19 protein-coding genes are annotated in these 15,277 nt (G+C 72.6%); 11 read left to right on the forward strand and 8 right to left on the reverse strand.

The features are described from left to right. Positions 1-18: 18 nt before the first annotated feature. The 3 genes from QDS12_RS15130 (at position 19) to QDS12_RS15140 (ending at position 3,277) form a co-directional block, all read left to right on the forward strand. A complete protein-coding gene (locus QDS12_RS15130) occupies positions 19-1,749 on the forward strand; it encodes a serine hydrolase (RefSeq protein WP_279880230.1) in 1,731 nt (576 codons plus the stop codon). Between the two features lie 24 nt (positions 1,750-1,773). Beyond that, positions 1,774-3,000 (forward strand): radical SAM family heme chaperone HemW, encoded by a 1,227-nt coding sequence (gene hemW, locus QDS12_RS15135; RefSeq protein WP_279880233.1) that lies wholly within the window; start codon positions 1,774-1,776, stop codon positions 2,998-3,000. A 76-nt stretch (positions 3,001-3,076) separates the two neighbouring features. After that, entirely contained in the window at positions 3,077-3,277 is a 201-nt protein-coding gene (locus tag QDS12_RS15140; protein WP_279880234.1) for a PspC domain-containing protein, read from the forward strand. Here the strand turns inward: QDS12_RS15140 and QDS12_RS15145 are convergent. Next, positions 3,271-4,122 (reverse strand): DUF3097 domain-containing protein, encoded by an 852-nt coding sequence (locus QDS12_RS15145; RefSeq protein WP_279880237.1) that lies wholly within the window; start codon positions 4,120-4,122, stop codon positions 3,271-3,273. The genes QDS12_RS15140 and QDS12_RS15145 overlap by 7 nt on opposite strands. Before the next feature lie 49 nt (positions 4,123-4,171). Then, positions 4,172-5,035 (reverse strand): MBL fold metallo-hydrolase, encoded by an 864-nt coding sequence (locus QDS12_RS15150; protein WP_279880239.1) that lies wholly within the window; start codon positions 5,033-5,035, stop codon positions 4,172-4,174. Positions 5,036-5,270: 235 nt separating this feature from the next. Here QDS12_RS15150 and hrcA point away from each other — a divergent pair, with 235 nt between their 5' ends. From hrcA to QDS12_RS15165, 3 genes are read left to right on the forward strand one after another with little or no spacing between them, the layout of a single operon-like run. Next, entirely contained in the window at positions 5,271-6,290 is a 1,020-nt protein-coding gene (gene hrcA, locus QDS12_RS15155; RefSeq protein WP_279880241.1) for a heat-inducible transcriptional repressor HrcA, read from the forward strand. A gap of 23 nt (positions 6,291-6,313) precedes the next feature. Further along, entirely contained in the window at positions 6,314-7,471 is a 1,158-nt protein-coding gene (gene dnaJ, locus QDS12_RS15160; RefSeq protein ID WP_279880242.1) for a molecular chaperone DnaJ, read from the forward strand. Then, positions 7,471-8,211 (forward strand): 16S rRNA (uracil(1498)-N(3))-methyltransferase, encoded by a 741-nt coding sequence (locus QDS12_RS15165; protein ID WP_279880243.1) that lies wholly within the window; start codon positions 7,471-7,473, stop codon positions 8,209-8,211. Before dnaJ ends, QDS12_RS15165 begins: the two co-directional genes overlap by 1 nt. Positions 8,212-8,275: 64 nt before the next feature. Here QDS12_RS15165 and QDS12_RS15170 read toward each other — a convergent pair whose 3' ends face one another. Next, entirely contained in the window at positions 8,276-8,686 is a 411-nt protein-coding gene (locus QDS12_RS15170) for a VOC family protein (protein ID WP_279880245.1), read from the reverse strand. A 39-nt stretch (positions 8,687-8,725) separates the two neighbouring features. Between QDS12_RS15170 and QDS12_RS15175 the strand changes: the two genes are divergently transcribed. Next, on the forward strand, positions 8,726-10,156 hold the full coding sequence (locus tag QDS12_RS15175) for a hypothetical protein (protein ID WP_279880248.1): 1,431 nt from the start codon (positions 8,726-8,728) through the stop codon (positions 10,154-10,156). An 8-nt stretch (positions 10,157-10,164) separates the two neighbouring features. On the opposite strand, the gene QDS12_RS15180 is transcribed toward QDS12_RS15175, so the two are convergent. From QDS12_RS15180 to QDS12_RS15190, 3 genes are all read right to left on the reverse strand, one after another. Further along, complete coding sequence (locus QDS12_RS15180; RefSeq protein ID WP_279880250.1) at positions 10,165-10,710, reverse strand: nitroreductase family protein; 546 nt, start codon at positions 10,708-10,710, stop codon at positions 10,165-10,167. Between the two features lie 49 nt (positions 10,711-10,759). Continuing rightward, positions 10,760-11,002, reverse strand: coding sequence for a hypothetical protein (locus QDS12_RS15185; protein WP_279880252.1), 243 nt, complete (start codon positions 11,000-11,002; stop codon positions 10,760-10,762). A gap of 286 nt (positions 11,003-11,288) precedes the next feature. Further along, the gene (locus tag QDS12_RS15190; protein WP_279880254.1) at positions 11,289-11,429 is read right to left on the reverse strand and encodes a hypothetical protein; all 141 of its coding nucleotides are present in this window, start codon (positions 11,427-11,429) and stop codon (positions 11,289-11,291) included. Between the two features lie 95 nt (positions 11,430-11,524). Here QDS12_RS15190 and QDS12_RS15195 point away from each other — a divergent pair, with 95 nt between their 5' ends. Next, positions 11,525-11,725, forward strand: coding sequence for a hypothetical protein (locus QDS12_RS15195; RefSeq protein ID WP_279880257.1), 201 nt, complete (start codon positions 11,525-11,527; stop codon positions 11,723-11,725). Here the strand turns inward: QDS12_RS15195 and QDS12_RS15200 are convergent. Then, on the reverse strand, positions 11,722-12,768 hold the full coding sequence (locus tag QDS12_RS15200) for a winged helix DNA-binding domain-containing protein (protein WP_279880259.1): 1,047 nt from the start codon (positions 12,766-12,768) through the stop codon (positions 11,722-11,724). The genes QDS12_RS15195 and QDS12_RS15200 overlap by 4 nt on opposite strands. A 10-nt stretch (positions 12,769-12,778) precedes the next feature. Next, positions 12,779-13,330: a Gmad2 immunoglobulin-like domain-containing protein gene (locus QDS12_RS15205; RefSeq protein WP_279880261.1), complete on the reverse strand. Its 552-nt coding sequence runs from the start codon at positions 13,328-13,330 to the stop codon at positions 12,779-12,781. Positions 13,331-13,356: 26 nt separating this feature from the next. Here QDS12_RS15205 and QDS12_RS15210 point away from each other — a divergent pair, with 26 nt between their 5' ends. The 3 genes from QDS12_RS15210 to ybeY all read left to right on the forward strand — a co-directional run bounded on the left by QDS12_RS15210 (position 13,357) and on the right by ybeY (position 15,270). Beyond that, positions 13,357-13,701 (forward strand): HIT domain-containing protein, encoded by a 345-nt coding sequence (locus QDS12_RS15210; RefSeq protein WP_279880264.1) that lies wholly within the window; start codon positions 13,357-13,359, stop codon positions 13,699-13,701. 172 nt (positions 13,702-13,873) lie between these two features. Then, on the forward strand, positions 13,874-14,809 hold the full coding sequence (locus QDS12_RS15215) for a PhoH family protein (protein ID WP_279880460.1): 936 nt from the start codon (positions 13,874-13,876) through the stop codon (positions 14,807-14,809). After that, a complete protein-coding gene (gene ybeY / locus QDS12_RS15220) occupies positions 14,806-15,270 on the forward strand; it encodes an rRNA maturation RNase YbeY (RefSeq protein WP_279880267.1) in 465 nt (154 codons plus the stop codon). The genes QDS12_RS15215 and ybeY overlap by 4 nt, the downstream gene beginning before the upstream one ends. Positions 15,271-15,277 lie beyond the last annotated feature (7 nt).

Genomic DNA, 15,277 nt, shown 5'->3' on the forward strand with positions numbered 1-15,277 from the left:
TCCCGGCAGGATGGGCGGGTGACCCTCGACCTCAGCGCCGTCGACGACATCTTCGCCACCGAGTTCGCCCAGGGCCGCTCGCCGGGACTCGTCTACGCGGTCGTCCGCGACGGTGAGGTCCTCCACGCCCACGGGCTCGGGACGACGACGTGGGGGGCGGAGACCCCGCCGGCCGTCAGCAGCGTGCATCGGATCGCGTCGATGACGAAGTCGTTCACCGCGACCGCCGTGCTGCTCCTCCGGGACCGCGGGGCGCTCCGGCTCGACGACCCGGTGTCGGCGTACGTCCCGGAGCTCGAGGGCTTCCGCCTCGCCCCGGACGCGCCGGACCTGACGATCCGGCACCTGCTCACGATGAGCGGTGGCCTGCTCACGGACGACCCGTGGGGTGACCGCAACGAGTCGCAGACCGCCGCTGAGCTCGGCCAGCTCCTCGCGGGCGGCTTCACCGTCGGCGCCGTGCCCGGCACCCGGTTCGAGTACAGCAACCTCGGCTACGCGATCCTCGGCCGGGTCGTCGACTCCCTCACGGGCGGCGACGGCGGCTACCGGCGGTTCGTGCTCGAGGCGGTCACCGGCCCGCTCGGCATGGCCGCGACCCGGTACGACGTCCGCGAGGTCGGCCCCGATCTCGTGGTCGGGCACCACCGCAGGGGCGACGAGTGGACCGTCGAGCCCGAGGTGCTGCCCGGCACGTTCTCGGCGATGGGCGGCCTGCACAGCACCCTGACCGACCTGGCTCGCTGGGTGGGCGGGTTCACCGACGCCTTCCGCCGGCCGGATGCCCCGCACCCGCTGAGCGCCGCGAGCCGACGGGAGATGCAGCAGCTGCAGCGGTTCATCGGCGTCTCCGGTGCGGCCTCGGTCGACGTGCCGGTCGGAGGCGCTGCCCTCGCCGCGACCGCGGCCGGCTACGGCTTCGGCCTGTTCGTCGAGCACCACAGCGACCACGGCGACGTCGTGCACCACGCCGGCGGCTATCCGGGTTACGGCTCCCACATGCGGTGGCACCCGGAGACGGGGCTCGGCGTCGTCGGGCTGGCCAACGGCACCTACGCAGCGCCAGGGGCGGCGTGCCGCGACGCGCTGCGCGCCCTCGTCGCGGACGAGCGGACCTCGGCCCTGCCGCCCGTCGCGAGCCCGGAGATCGTCGCGGCGGTCACCGCGAAGGTCGGCTCGACCGCCGAGCCGTTCACCGACGACCTGTTCTCCGCCAACGTCCCGCTCGACGTGCCCGAGCCCGAGCGGCTCGAGCAGCTCGCGGCGGCACGTGGGCTCGTGGGTGCGCCCACCGCTCCGGCCGCCGAGCCGTACGCCGACGGGCTCGGGGCCGCCGCGTGGTCGGTGCCGGCCGAGCGCGGACGCTACGACCTCGAGATCAAGGTCGCGCCCACGCGGCAGCGGGCCGTGCAGTCGCTCAAGGTCACCGCCGTCCCGCACGCGCCCGACGCGCTGACCTCCGCCGCCACCCGGGCGCTGGCCGGCGACGTCGGTGAGCTCGTCCTCGGCGACGACCTCGACACCGACGCCTTCCGCAGGGCCGCCGCCGTCGCCCACGGGCTGGGCGGCACACCGACGATCGCCGGCGTCCTCGCCGGCGACGGCGACGCGAGTGCCACGTTCGCCGTACGGGCCGGGACGACCTGGTGGAGGCTCGAGATCACCGGCGCCGACCCCGTGACCGCGCTGGCCCTGACCGCGGTCCCGACCAGCGAGCACCCGCGGCTCGCGCACCGATTCAGCGGCTGACCGGCCGGGCCGGATACTGGAGGCATGCCTTCCGCGCTGCCCGACGGCGACCCCGTCCCGACCGACGGCAGCCTCCCGGCGAGCGCCCTCGAGGGGCTCGGGACGCGGCCCCTCGGGTTCTACGTCCACGTGCCGTTCTGCACGGTGCGCTGCGGCTACTGCGACTTCAACACCTACACCGCGCTCGAGCTGGGACCGGTCGGCGGCCACCCCGGCGCGAGTCGGCAGACGTACGCCGAGGCGGCGATCGCCGAGGTCCGGCTGGCCCGTCGTGTGCTCGGTGACCGCGACGTCCCCGTGGAGACGGTGTTCTTCGGCGGCGGCACGCCCACGCTGCTCGACCCGGGTGACCTCACGAAGGTCGTCGGCGCGATCCGCGACGAGTTCGGCCTCGCCCCGGGCGCCGAGGTGACGACCGAGGCGAACCCCGACAGCGTCACCCCCGAGTCGCTGCAGCGGCTGCGCGAGGGCGGGATCAACCGGCTGTCCTTCGGCATGCAGAGCGCCGTGCCGCACGTGCTCGACACGCTCGACCGCACCCACGACCCGCTGCGCGTGCCGGACGTGGTGCGGTGGGCGCGGGAGGCCGGGTTCGAGCAGATCTCCCTGGACCTCATCTACGGCACGCCGGGGGAGTCCCTGGCCGACTGGGAGGTCAGCGTCGAGGCGGCCCTCGCCTGCGAGCCGGACCACCTGTCGGCGTACTCGCTGATCGTGGAGGACGGCACCGCGTTGGCCCGTCGGGTGAAGCGCGGCGAGCTCCCGATGCCCGACGAGGACGACCTGGCCGACAAGTACCTCCTCGTCGACGAGCGGCTCCGCAAGGCGGGGCTGGAGTGGTACGAGGTCTCCAACTGGGCGCGCGACGCGTCGAGCCGATGCCGTCACAACCTGCTCTACTGGACCGGCGCCGACTGGTGGGGCGTCGGTCCCGGCGCGCACAGCCACGTCGGCGGCGTGCGTTGGTGGAACGTCAAGCACCCCGTGGCCTACGCCGACCGGATGGCCGCCGGGGCCAGCCCGGCACACGCGCGCGAGGTCCTCGGCGCCGAGGACCGGCACGTGGAGCGCGTCCTGCTCGAGCTGCGGCTCGACACCGGCCTCCCGCTCGACGCCCTCGACGAGGCCGGTCGGGCGGTGGCCCCGAGCCTCGCCGAGCGTGGGCTGCTCGTGATCGACGGCGACCAGCTGGTGCTGACGCAGCAGGGCCGGCTGCTCGCCGACGGCGTCGTCAGGGACCTGCTCGCCTGATCCAGGGGCCGGTCAGGGACAGCTCCAGGGTCGATCCCGATGGAGTGCGCGCTCGAACCGGCCTACCGTCGGTGACATGAGCGCAACAACCCTCTACCGCCCCCGCAACGGCCGCATGATCGCCGGCGTCTGTGCCGGCATCGCCTACCGTTTCGGCTGGGACCCGACCCTGGTCCGCGTGATCGCCGTGCTGTCGATCTTCCTGCCCGGCCCGCAGGTCCTCGCCTACATCCTGCTGTGGATCATCATGCCCAACGAGGACCGCCGGCCCTACTGACCGTCGATGGTCACGAAGTCGATGAGCTCCTCGACCCGGCCGAGGAGGGCGGGCTCCAGGTCGTCGTAGGACTTCACCTTCGAGAGGATGTGCTGCCAGGCGCGGGCGATGTCGGCCCGGTCGCGGTGGGGCCAGCCGAGGTGCTGGCAGACACCCTTCTTCCACTCGATGGAGCGCGGGATCGTCGGCCACTGCTTGAGCCCGAGCCGCGCGGGCTTCACCGCCTGCCAGATGTCGATGAACGGGTGCCCGACGATGTGCACGCTCGACCCGTGCGGACCGCGACGGATCGCATCCGCGATCCGGCTCTCCTTGGAGCCGCGCACCAGGTGGTCGACGAGTACGCCGACCCGGCGCTGCGGCCCCGGCTTGAACCCGACCAGGTGGTCGGCCAGGTCGTCGACGCCGCCGAGGTACTCGACCACGACACCCTCGACACGCAGGTCGTCACCCCAGACCTTCTCGACGAGCTCGGCGTCGTGTCGTCCCTCGACGAAGATGCGGCTGGCCCGGGCGACGCGCGCGGGCGCGTTCGGGACGGCGATCGAGCCCGAGGCCGTCCGCTTCGGGCCGGTCGGCGCGGCCTGCCGCACGGGCGCGGTCAGGATGACCGGCTTGCCGTCGAGCAGGAAGCCCGGTCCCAGGGGGAACGACCGGCGACGCTTGCGCCGGTCCTCCAGGGTGAGCGTGCCGAGGTCGCGGTCGACCGCGACGATCTCGCCGCACCAGTCGGTGGTGACCTCCTCGACGACGGCGCCGATCTCCGCGGGCGCCTCCACGGCGCGGCCGCGCTTGGGGGCGCGCCAGTCGGTGGAGAGGACGTCGGTGCCGTAGCGATCTGCCATGCGGAACATTGTCCCAGCAGCCACTCGGCTCCCAGCAGCAACACGCGGGTCAGGCGAGCGGCAGACCTCGGGCGGCCCGGGGCAGCTGCGCGTAGCCGCGGGCGATCGCTCCTCGGAAGCGCCAGCCGTCCGTGGGCCAGGGCCACTCGGTCGCGCCGGCCGCCTCCTCGAGCGGCACGCCACGGCCGGCCAGCTCGCGGACGTTCGACGTCACCCAGGCCAGGTCGTTGCGCTGCTGCTCGACCCAGGCGCGGTCGACGGGCAGGCCGTGACCCGGCACCACGACCGACGACGGGGTGAGCATGCCCAGCACGACGTCGACGGTGGTCGGCCAGTCGAGCGGGAAGGAGTCGTCGCCGTAGACCGGGGGTCCCGACTCCTCCAGCAGGTCGCCTGCGAGGACCACGTCCGCGTCGGGCACGCGGACGACCAGGTCGCCGGCGGTGTGCCCGCGGCCCGGGTGCGCCAGCTCGACGAGACGGTCACCCAGGTCGATCGCCGCGACGCTGGCGAACGTCGTGTCGGCGGCCATGACCTCCGTCTCCAGGATCTCCGCGGCCCGCGGGTCTGCCGGGTCGGCGGCGTAGCGGCCCTTGGCGCGCTCGCCGGACCGCACGGTGTTGGCGGCGGCGGTCTCGGTCGCGTGGATCGGCACGTCGCCGTACGCCGTCCGCAGCTCGGCGTTGCCGAAGGTGTGGTCGAAGTGCTCGTGGGTGTTGACGATCCGTGTCACAGGGCCGACCCCGAGCCGGCGTACGTCGTCGACGACCTGGCGTGCCGCCACGGCCGAGGCGTGGGTGTCGACCACGACGAGCCCGGACGAGCCGGCGATCAGGGTGATGTTGACGTCCCACCACTCGTAGCGCGCCAGCCAGATGCGGTCGGCGATCTCCTGGAAGCCGGTGTCGGTCACCGCAGCAGCGTAGGACCTGCGGCCGGGTGCGTCAGCAGATGCCGGGGCGGGGCTCGCTGCGGAGGAGATCGCCGAGCTCCTCGGCGGTCCGGGCGACCCGTCGGGAGGTGAGGGCGGTGCCCACGTCCCGGCGCGGTCGCACCGGAAGGGGTGTCGTGGCAGCAGCGATCCGCTGACCGCCTTGTAGGATTGGCACTCCACTCGGGTGAGTGCCAGGACGCGCAGGAGGTGCCGCATGCAGAACGACCGCAGGCTCGCGGTGCTCCGGGCGATCGTCGAGGACTACGTGTCCACCGAGGAGCCGGTCGGCTCCAAGGCGCTCGTCGAGCGACACGGCCTGGGTGTCTCGTCCGCGACCGTGCGCAACGACATGGCCGTCCTCGAGGAGGAGGGCTACATCACCCAGCCGCACACGAGCGCCGGTCGGGTGCCGACCGACAAGGGCTACCGCCTCTTCGTCGACAAGCTCTCGACCCTCAAGCCGATGAGCCAGGCCGAGCGGCGCGCGATCGCCAGCTTCCTCGACGGCGCCGTCGACCTCGACGACGTCGTCCAGCGCTCGACGCGCCTGTTGTCGCAGCTCACCCGGCAGGTCGCGGTCGTGCAGTACCCGATCCTCGCCCGGTCGACGGTGCGGCACGTCGAGCTCGTCGCGCTCGCGCCCAGCCGGCTCCTCGTCGTGCTCATCCTCTCGACCGGCCGGGTCGAGCAGCGTCTCGTCGAGCTGCCGGTCGCCGTCGACGAGGACGCGCTGTCCGAGCTGCGCAACCGGGTCAACCGGGCCGCCGTCGGCCAGGTGATCGCCGACGCGGCCGCCGCGCTGCGGGCGCTGCCGGAGCAGGTCGTCCCGCACGACAAGGCCGCGGCACCGATCGTCGACACCCTCGTCGACGCGATGTCCGACCACCGCTCCGACGAGCGGATCGCGGTCGCGGGCGCCTCCAACCTGGCCCGCTACGGCGACAGCTTCGACACCTCCGTCCGTCCGCTGCTCGAGGCGCTCGAGGAGCACGTCGTGCTGCTCAAGCTCATCGGCGAGGCGACCTCGGGCGGACTCGTCACCGTCCGCATCGGCGCGGAGGGACCCTACGAGGAGCTGTCCTCGACCAGCGTCGTCACGACCGGCTACGGCCCGGGTGACGAGGCGCTGGCCACTCTCGGCGTCGTCGGACCCACCCGTATGGACTACCCAGGCACGATGGCAGCAGTGCGAGCGGTGGCGCGTTATGTCTCGCGCATCCTCGACGAGGCCTGAAAACCAAGGAAGAGAACGAAGCGTTGGACCCCTACGAGCTCCTCGGCGTCGACCGTGACGCCGACGACGCGACCATCAAGAAGGCCTACCGGAAGCTGGCCCGGGAGTACCACCCCGACGTCAACCCCGACCCGGTCGCCCAGGAGAGGTTCAAGGAGGTCTCGCACGCCTACGAGATCCTCTCGGACCCGCAGAAGCGCGCGGCGTACGACCGCGGCGGCGACCCGTTCGCCGGCGGCTTCGGCGCCGGTGCCGGCTTCTCCTTCACCGACATCATGGACGCCTTCTTCGGCGGCCAGGGCGGCGCGGCGGCCGGACGCGGGCCGCGTCCCCGCGTACGCCGCGGCCAGGACGCGCTGATCCGGCTCGACATCGACCTCGCCGAGGCGGCGTTCGGTGTCACCCGCGAGCTGAAGGTCGACACGGCCGTCACCTGCGAGACCTGTCACGGCGACGGGGCCGCCCCCGGCACGAAGCCGGTCACCTGCGAGACGTGTGGCGGCGCCGGCGAGGTCGCGCACGTGCAGCGCTCGTTCCTCGGCGAGATCCGCACGCTGCGCCCGTGCGCGGCTTGCCGCGGCTTCGGCACGATCATCCCCGAGCCCTGCCGCGAGTGCAGCGGCGACGGCCGGGTCCGCACCCGCCGCACCCTGACCGTGAAGATCCCCGCCGGCGTCGACAACGGCACCCGCGTCCAGCTCGCCGGCCAGGGCGAGGTCGGCCCGGGCGGTGGCCCCGCCGGCGACCTCTACGTCGAGATCCAGGTCGCCCGGCACCAGGTCTTCACCCGCCAGGGCAACGACCTGCACTGCACCGTCACGGTGCCGATGACCGCCGCGGCGCTCGGCACGGTGCTGACGCTCCCGACCCTCGAGGCCGACCTGGCCTCCGAGACGTCCTCGCCCGATCTGGTCACGTCCTTCGAGCTCGAGGTCAAGCCCGGGACGCAGTCGGGCACCGACCAGACCATCCGTGCCTACGGCGTCCCCGGTCTGCGCGGCGGCCGCGGCGATCTCGTCGTGACCATCATCGTCGAGACGCCGACCGCGCTCGACCCCGCCCAGGAGGAGCTGCTCAACCAGCTGGCGTCCCTGCGCGGGGAGCAGCACCCGACCGGCCAGCTCCGTGCCGCCTCCCGGGGCATGTTCGGCCGGCTGCGCGACGCGTTCAACGGGCACTGATGTCGCTGCCCGTCCACGTCGTGCCGTCGTTGACGGGTGCGTCCGCCGGGGCCGAGGTCACGGTGGACGGCGACGAGGCGCACCACGCCGTCGCCGTACGACGGCTGCGGGTGGGGGAGTCGGTCGTGCTCACCGACGGGGCCGGTCAGTCGGTCGTCGGGTCGGTGTCCTCGACGGGGAAGCGCGTCTTCTCCGTGACGGTCGAGTCGGTGTCGTCCGATCCTGCGCCGACGCCCTCCTTCACCGTGGTGCAGGCGCTGCCGAAGGGCGACCGCGGCGAGCTGGCGGTCGAGGTGCTCACCGAGATCGGCGTCGCGACGATCGTGCCGTGGGCCGCCTCTCGGTCGGTGGCCGTGTGGAAGGGCGAAAGGGCCGAGAAGTCACTCGCCCGATGGCGCTCGACGGCCCGCGAGGCCGCGAAGCAGGCGCGCCGATCGTGGTTCCCGTCGGTCGCGCCGCTCGCGGTGACGGCCGACGTCACGGCCCTGGTGTCGGCGGCCGACGTCGCCGTGGTGCTGCACGAGGAGGCGTCCTCGCCACTCGGCGCCGTGAACCTTCCCGACGCCGGCGAGGTGCTGGTCGTGGTCGGGCCCGAGGGCGGTCTGTCGCCGGAGGAGGTGGCGGGGTTCGAGGCCGCGGGTGCCGTGACCGTGCGGCTCGGGGCTGAGGTGCTCCGGACCTCGACCGCCGGACTGGCTGCCGTCTCCGCGCTGCTCTCTCGTACTTCCCGCTGGAGCTGAGCCTTCGGACGACCGGGCGGCTTGTCTGCGGGCCAAGCTCGCTCCGGGAGAAAACGAAGCGGTCCTATCCCCACCTCTCCCGGACGAACGCTGCCAGGGTTGCGCGCGACGGCTGTCCCCACCCGATGCAGAACGGGTGACCGGCCGGGTCGGCGTACACCTGGTGCCCCTCGTCGCCCTCGAGGTCATCGGCGCGGAGCAGGCGGGCGCCGAGGCTCATCGCCTGTTCGTGCGCGCGCCTCGGGTCCTCGACATGGAGGTCCATGTGCACCTGCTGGGGGGCGCCGTCCGGCCAGTCCGGAGGAACGTGTCCGGGTGCCAGCTGAACGCCGATCCTCCACTCACCGGCCGCATCGATGACGCTGTGGAACGTCTCGTCGTCGAAGACGTGGCCGTCGAGCATTCCAGCCCAGAAGGCGCTCTCAGCGTGGAGGTCGGCGGCGTCGAACACGACGACGCTTCGGATCGGCTCCATGACGCCGACTGTAGGAACGGCGCGAACAGTCCGCCAGAGGTGACTCTCCTTCTCTGGTTCATGCACGGCGGTGCAGTCCTCGGGACGCCCGCGGAAGCGTGGGCGCGTCGCCAACCTTCGCTCTCGTTCGACTACGTCCCGGCCGACGTGCTGGCGCGTGCCGAGTGGGCGCTGAAGGACCGCCGGCAGGCGATGCTGGAGGAGTACGACCTCGCCCTGGCCTGGGCCGACCTGCACGGCGAGCCACCCGCGGTGGAGGTCGAGGGTGGGGACCGGCTGGTCCGGCTCGGCGGCCTCGGCACCCCACTGGTGCGGGACCTGTGCCTCGAAGAGCTCGCTGTGGCGCGCAGCGAACACGTCCACGCCACCCGGTCCCTGCTCGCCGACCTGCTCGACCTGCGCCACCGGCTCCCGCGGCTGTGGGTGGCGGTCCAGGGGCTGCGGGTCGAGCCCTGGGTGGCCCGCAAGATCGCCTCCCTGTCCCGCCGTCTCGACCGTGACGCGGTCGCCCTCGTCGACGTGGCGGTGGCCGAGGCCGTCGGCCTCAGCCACGGGCGGCTGCTCGAGCTGGCCGAGGCCAAGATCATCGAGGCCGACACAGCCGCCCGCGCCACCGAACTCGCCGACGCCCGGTTGTTGAAGGGGGCGTGGGTGACCGGGACCCGGCACGACGCCCCGGCCGGGCTCCGCGACGTCTTCGCCCGGATCGAGGCCGCCGACGCGGTCTGGCTCGACGCCACCCTCCAACGCGTCGCCGACCTCCTCGCCACCGATCCCGACCGGCGTGCCACCCACCACCCCGAGCTCGGACCCACCCCGACGCGCGACGAGTTGCGGGCCGCCGCGTTCGGCTGGCTGGCCCGCCCCCACGACCTCGCCGACCTCCTCGGCCTCCTCGACACCCAGGCCGACGACCAGCAGCAGAACCGTCAGAGCCGGCAGGGTCACCGCAGGCGGGCGGTGCTGTTCGTGCACCTGCACCAGTCCGCCCTCCACGGCGCGAGCGGGGTCGCCCGCTCCACCACCCTCGGGCCGCTGCTGCTCGACCAGGTCCGCCACCTCCTCCGCCACGCCCACGTCGACCTCACACCGGTCATCGACCTCAACACCGGCGCCAGCGTGAACGGCTACGAGCACCCCGAGGCCGTCAAACAGCGCACCCTGCTCCGCACTCTGGTCCCCGCCTTCCCCCACGCCACCGGCACCGAGGCCAGCCGGGTCGACCACGACCACGCCGTGCCCTACGACCCCCTCGGACCACCCGGCCAGACCGGAGACCACAACGACGCCCCGCTGACCCGACACAACCACCGCGCCAAGACCCACCTCGGCTACCAGGTCCGACAACTCGCACCCGGCACCTACCTGTGGACCACCCCCCGCGGGCTCCACCGACTCGTCAACCACACCGGCACCCACCACCTCACCGACGACGACCTCGACCTCATCCGACGCATCCACGCCGCCTGACCCCGTCCCTACCGAGCGTCGGCCTCCCGCTGCGCGGTGGTGAGGTCGTCCAGGCTCCGTCTCGTCCGCTCCGGCGGCGTACCTCCGGCAGCGCGACCGACGGCCGTCATGGTGAGGACCTCCCACCCGATGGCGAGGCGGAGGTCGGTGGTGAGCCCGTCGGCGTCGAAGGCGCGGAACTGTCGGCAGGCCAGGCCCATCGCGGCGGCTTGGAGCGTGAAGTGGGCGACGGCCTGACCGAGGTCGTAGTCCGCGAACTCCGAGTAGAGCAGCCCGCTGTCGCCGATGTGCCGGTGGGCGACGTTCACGACCAGGGCGCTCGCGTCGGGCGCCCACCGGCGGGCGCTGGGCGCGAGCCGACGCACGAGCGCGTCGTGGTCGGGCCCACCGCGGCGGGCGATGACGAACGCCCACGGCTGCGAGTTGCCCGCCGACGGCGCCCAGCGGGCCGCCTCGAGCAGCTGGTCGACGTCGCAGTCCGCCAGGGCGTGGTCGGCGTCGAACTGCAGGGGACTGAACCGCCCGCGCAGGAGTGGGTGGATCTCCAGGTCCATACGGGCGAAAGTGCGGCGGACGCCGCGACATTCCCCGGGGCGTCCGGGGTCAGTCGAGCAGGCCGCGGGTCCGGGCGAGCGACATCTGCTCCTTGCGGTAGGTGATCGCGTCGATGGGGTCGTAGGTCGTGCTCGACGGAGTGGCCGAGCAGCCGTCCGAGAGCTGGTGCGCCGAGGCCCGCGTGGTGGTGAGCGTGGCGGTGAGCGTGGTGGTGAGCGTGGTGGTGAGCGTGGTGGTGAGCGCGGCTGCGGCGATCGACGTTCCGAGAAGGGCGCCGTCGTGGGTGTTCATCGCGGTCTCCTTCACGACCCGCCCCGGGAGGGCGGAACACGGCTGAGGCTCCGCGTGGCTGCTGAACGTGACCGGAACGGCACGGGGAACTCTCGACTCGGGCGCCGGACCGGCCCTCGACCCGGTGTCCGGGCTGCGGCCGGCGACGGTGGGACAGACGCGGTCTCCCTCCGCTCCGCGGGCGACCGTCGATGCGCGGCACACGCCCTACGTCTGGGCAGGGGCGAACCGGCGGAGCACCGAGCGATGGTCGACCACCACGCGCGGCGGGGGAGCGATGGACCTGTCAGGCGGCCGCCGCCCGGTAGCCGGACTCCTCCGGGTCGACTCGGGGGTCGGGCTCCTCGGGGATACCGGGCGCGACCGGGTCCGGGGCGTCGGGCGAGAGGTCGGGATCGGCGCCGGGCTCGAGCGGAGTCGTGGTCATGGAGGGCCGGTACCCCGGTCGGGCGGGGTCGTTGCGTATCACCCGACCGTGTGCAGGGCTCCTCAACCGAAAGCCCGGATCGACGGAGGAACGACATGGACACGACGCTCTGCCCCGACTGTGGTGCGTTGGCCGAGGTGCAGTGGCGCGACGTCATGGAGAGCACCGACGGCCCGATCGAGCACGCCAAGATCATGTGCGTCAGCGGGCACTGGTTCCTGCTGCCCGTGGAACACCTCGTGCAGCCGACCCCCACGCCGGTCGAGCGCCGCCGCTCCCCGGCGAGATGGGGCTAGCGCGCGAGGAGCGTCTCCAAGCGGCTGATCTCCTCGTCCAGCCCCGCCCGCTCGCCCGCGGTGAGCGACCTGAGCAGCGAGACGTCCGACACCCGGCCGTCCTCGATGCGCCACAGCCCCTCGAGCCAGCCGTCGACGAGGATGACGTTGGCCACCCCGCCGTTCACGCCCATCCACGCCCGACGCTTCTCGGGCTCTGTCACCCGGTCCCGGGCGGCGTGGGAGAGCCAGACGTTGTCGTAGGTGCCGAGCAGTCGGACGGGCGCGGGCGCGTCCTCATCGGCGAGCGGGCCGTCCGGGATGTCGAAGAGCACGCGGCCGGACTCGTCGGTGTGCCGCACGAGGTCGTCCATCGCAGCGACCACCGGTCCGAGCCTGGTCACCCCTGACCAGGTCGTCACGTCGGCGGCCGACGCCGGGCCGAACGCGGCCAGGTAGCGGCGGACGATCTCCTGCACGTCCGGCTCCGCCAGCGGACGGCCGGTCCAGCGGTCGACGTAGTCGTAGACGACGCCGCCCGACGCCTTCCAGCACCCGCGCGGGGGCAACTGGGCGAGCGGCGCGAGGACGCGGGCCAGCTGCCCCAGCGCCGTCGGCGGTACGTCGGGATGGCGCTGCGCCAGGCGCGCGCAGATCTCCGGCTGGCCCAATGGGCCGTCGGCGAGGACCTCGCCGAGCTCGGCCACGAACCGCTCCCGATCGAGGCCGAGCGCCGGCCGCACGACCTGCGACGCCTTCATCTCCCGCTCGCGCACCGGCTCGGTCCACGGCCGGAGCGTGACGGCGTCGTCGGGCTCGACCAGGTGGATGGTGCCGCGCAGGCAGCCGATCCGGACGAGCCGACGCTCCGCGAGCGCCTGCGACACCTCGAGCGGGTCCAGGTCGTCGAGCCGCGCCGCGAGTGAGAGGTACGGCGGCAGCGACTCCTGCGCCTGGAGCCCGACGAGCCGCGTGACGAGTGCCGAGGGGGAGCCGGTGGTGCGCTCGAGGAGCTGCTGGCGGTGCAGCAGCGTCCGGTTGAGGGCGCGACGGGTCAGCTTCACCGCCGCATCATCACTGGACGGTGATGGCGCGGTCCACCTTCTGGGGCGGCTTGCCCTCACCGCCCGACGGGTCGTCGACGGCGACCTCGAACGTGTAGGAGCCGGCCGGGAGCTTCGACACGTTCACCGTGCCGGCGTACGGGTAGAGCTTGTCCATCCAGCCCTCGGCGGTGAAGTGGCCGTGCAGCACCTTCTTGCCGCTGCCGTCGAGGATGCGCCAGGGCACGTTGGCCTCGGGGGAGTTCGCCGTCCCGCTCGCGTCGAAGGACCCCGACACGGTCGCGCCGTCAGCGGGCGCGTCCAGCGTGATGAGGGTGTCCGCGGAGATGGGGGAGGACGACTCGGCCGGCGCCGAGGTGGTCGTGGTCGGTGTCTCGGTGGGCTCCGTCGGTGCGCTCGTCGTCGGCGCCGCGGTCGTCGGGTCCGCGGCCGGGTCGTCGGCGACGTTCGTCAGGTCGTCGCTGCCGCACGCCGCGAGGGCGAGCGTCGTCAGGGCGGCAGCGGCGAGGAGCGACGTACGGCGGAGCAGGGTGCTGTTTCCGAGCACGGGGCTGTTTCGCATGGGACCAGTGTGACACCATCGGGCGCGTGGCCACGGACGCGAACTGCCTGTTTTGCAAGATCGTCGCCGGCGAGATCCCCGGCGAAATCGTCCACCAGGACGACCGTCTGGTCGCCTTCCGCGACATCTCGCCGAAGGCCCCGCTGCACGTACTGATTGCGCCGCGCGACCACCAGCCGAACGCCGCGGCCTCGGTGGCCGCCGACCCGACGATCGTCGGCGAGCTCGTCGCCGCGGCCGCCGTCATCGCCGAGCGGGAGGGCTACCCGGCCTACAACCTGCTCTTCAACACGGGTGCCGAGGCGGGCCAGACGATCTTCCACACGCACCTGCACCTGCTCGCCGGCGGCATCACCGCGCTCCCGGTCTAGCGGCGCCGCGACCTCGCCCGGAACAAGCCGATGGGCGCGTGCGTTCTACACGCGTAGCATGGGCGGCCAGAGATGGGTGCCGCCCGCCGTCGACCAGAAAGCTCACGTGACCGAGACCCCCCAGCAGCAGCTGACCACCAAGCACACCGTCGTGGTGCCCAACAGCGTGGACATGGTGAGTGTCCTCGGGCCGGGCGACGAGCACCTGGGGGTGATCGAGTCTCACTTCGACGCCGACGTGCACGTGCGCGGCAACCGGATCACGCTGCACGGCGAGCCCAGCGAGATCGCCCTCATCGAGCGCCTGCTCGAGGAGATGGTGACGCTCATCCGCACCGGCCAGGGCCTCTCGGCCGAGGCCGTCGAGCGGATCATCGGCATGCTCCGCGCTGACACGGTCGAGAAGCCGGCTGACGTGCTCTCCCTCAACATCCTGAGCAACCGCGGTCGCTCGATCCGTCCGAAGACGCTCAACCAGAAGCGCTACGTCGACGCGATCGACAAGCACACGGTCACGTTCGGCATCGGCCCCGCCGGTACCGGCAAGACCTACCTGGCGGTGGCCAAGGCGGTGCAGGCGCTGCAGTCGAAGCAGGTCAACCGGATCATCCTGACCCGCCCGGCCGTCGAGTCCGGCGAGCGCCTCGGCTTCCTGCCCGGCACGCTCACGGAGAAGATCGACCCCTACATGCGGCCGCTCTACGACGCGCTGCACGACATGCTCGACCCCGACCTCATCCCCAAGCTGATGGCGTCGGGCACCATCGAGATCGCGCCGCTGGCCTACATGCGCGGCCGCACGCTCAACGACTCCTTCATCATCCTCGACGAGGCGCAGAACACCACGCCCGAGCAGATGAAGATGTTCCTCACCCGGCTGGGCTTCGGCTCGAGGATCGTCGTCACCGGCGACATCACCCAGGTCGACCTGCCCGGCGGCACCCGCTCCGGCCTGCGGGTCGTCGAGGGGATCCTCGACGAGGTCGAGGACATCAGCTTCAACCGGCTCACCAGCCACGACGTCGTACGCCACCGGCTGGTCGGCAAGATCGTCGCGGCCTACGACGACTACGACGCCCAGCAGCCGAGCCCGGAGAGGCGATCGTGAGCATCGAGATCCTCAACGAGTCCGAGGCGGACCTCGACGTCGACCACCTGGCCAAGCTGGCCCGGTTCGTGATGGACCGGATGCGGGTCCACCCGATGGCGGAGCTCTGCATCAAGCTCGTCGACGAGGCGACCATCGCCGAGCTCAACGAGCAGTGGATGGGCAAGGAGGGGCCGACCGACGTGCTCGCCTTCCCGATGGACGAGCTGCGTCCCGGGCTGCTCGACGAGGAGCCGGAGGAGGGTGTCCTCGGCGACCTCATGATCGCCCCGACGATCGCGGTGAAGCAGGGCGAGGCTGCCGGTCACGGCACGGTCGCCGAGGTCGAGCTGCTGACCACGCACGGGATCCTGCACCTGCTCGGCTACGACCACGCCGAGCCGGAGGAGCACCGCGAGATGTTCGGGCTCCAGGCCGAGATCCTCCAGGAGTGGGGCTCGCAGGCCAAGGCGCCCCAGTAGCCGCGGC

It is taken from the genome of Nocardioides sp. CER19 (assembly GCF_029846275.1).
Taxonomy (GTDB): domain Bacteria; phylum Actinomycetota; class Actinomycetes; order Propionibacteriales; family Nocardioidaceae; genus Nocardioides.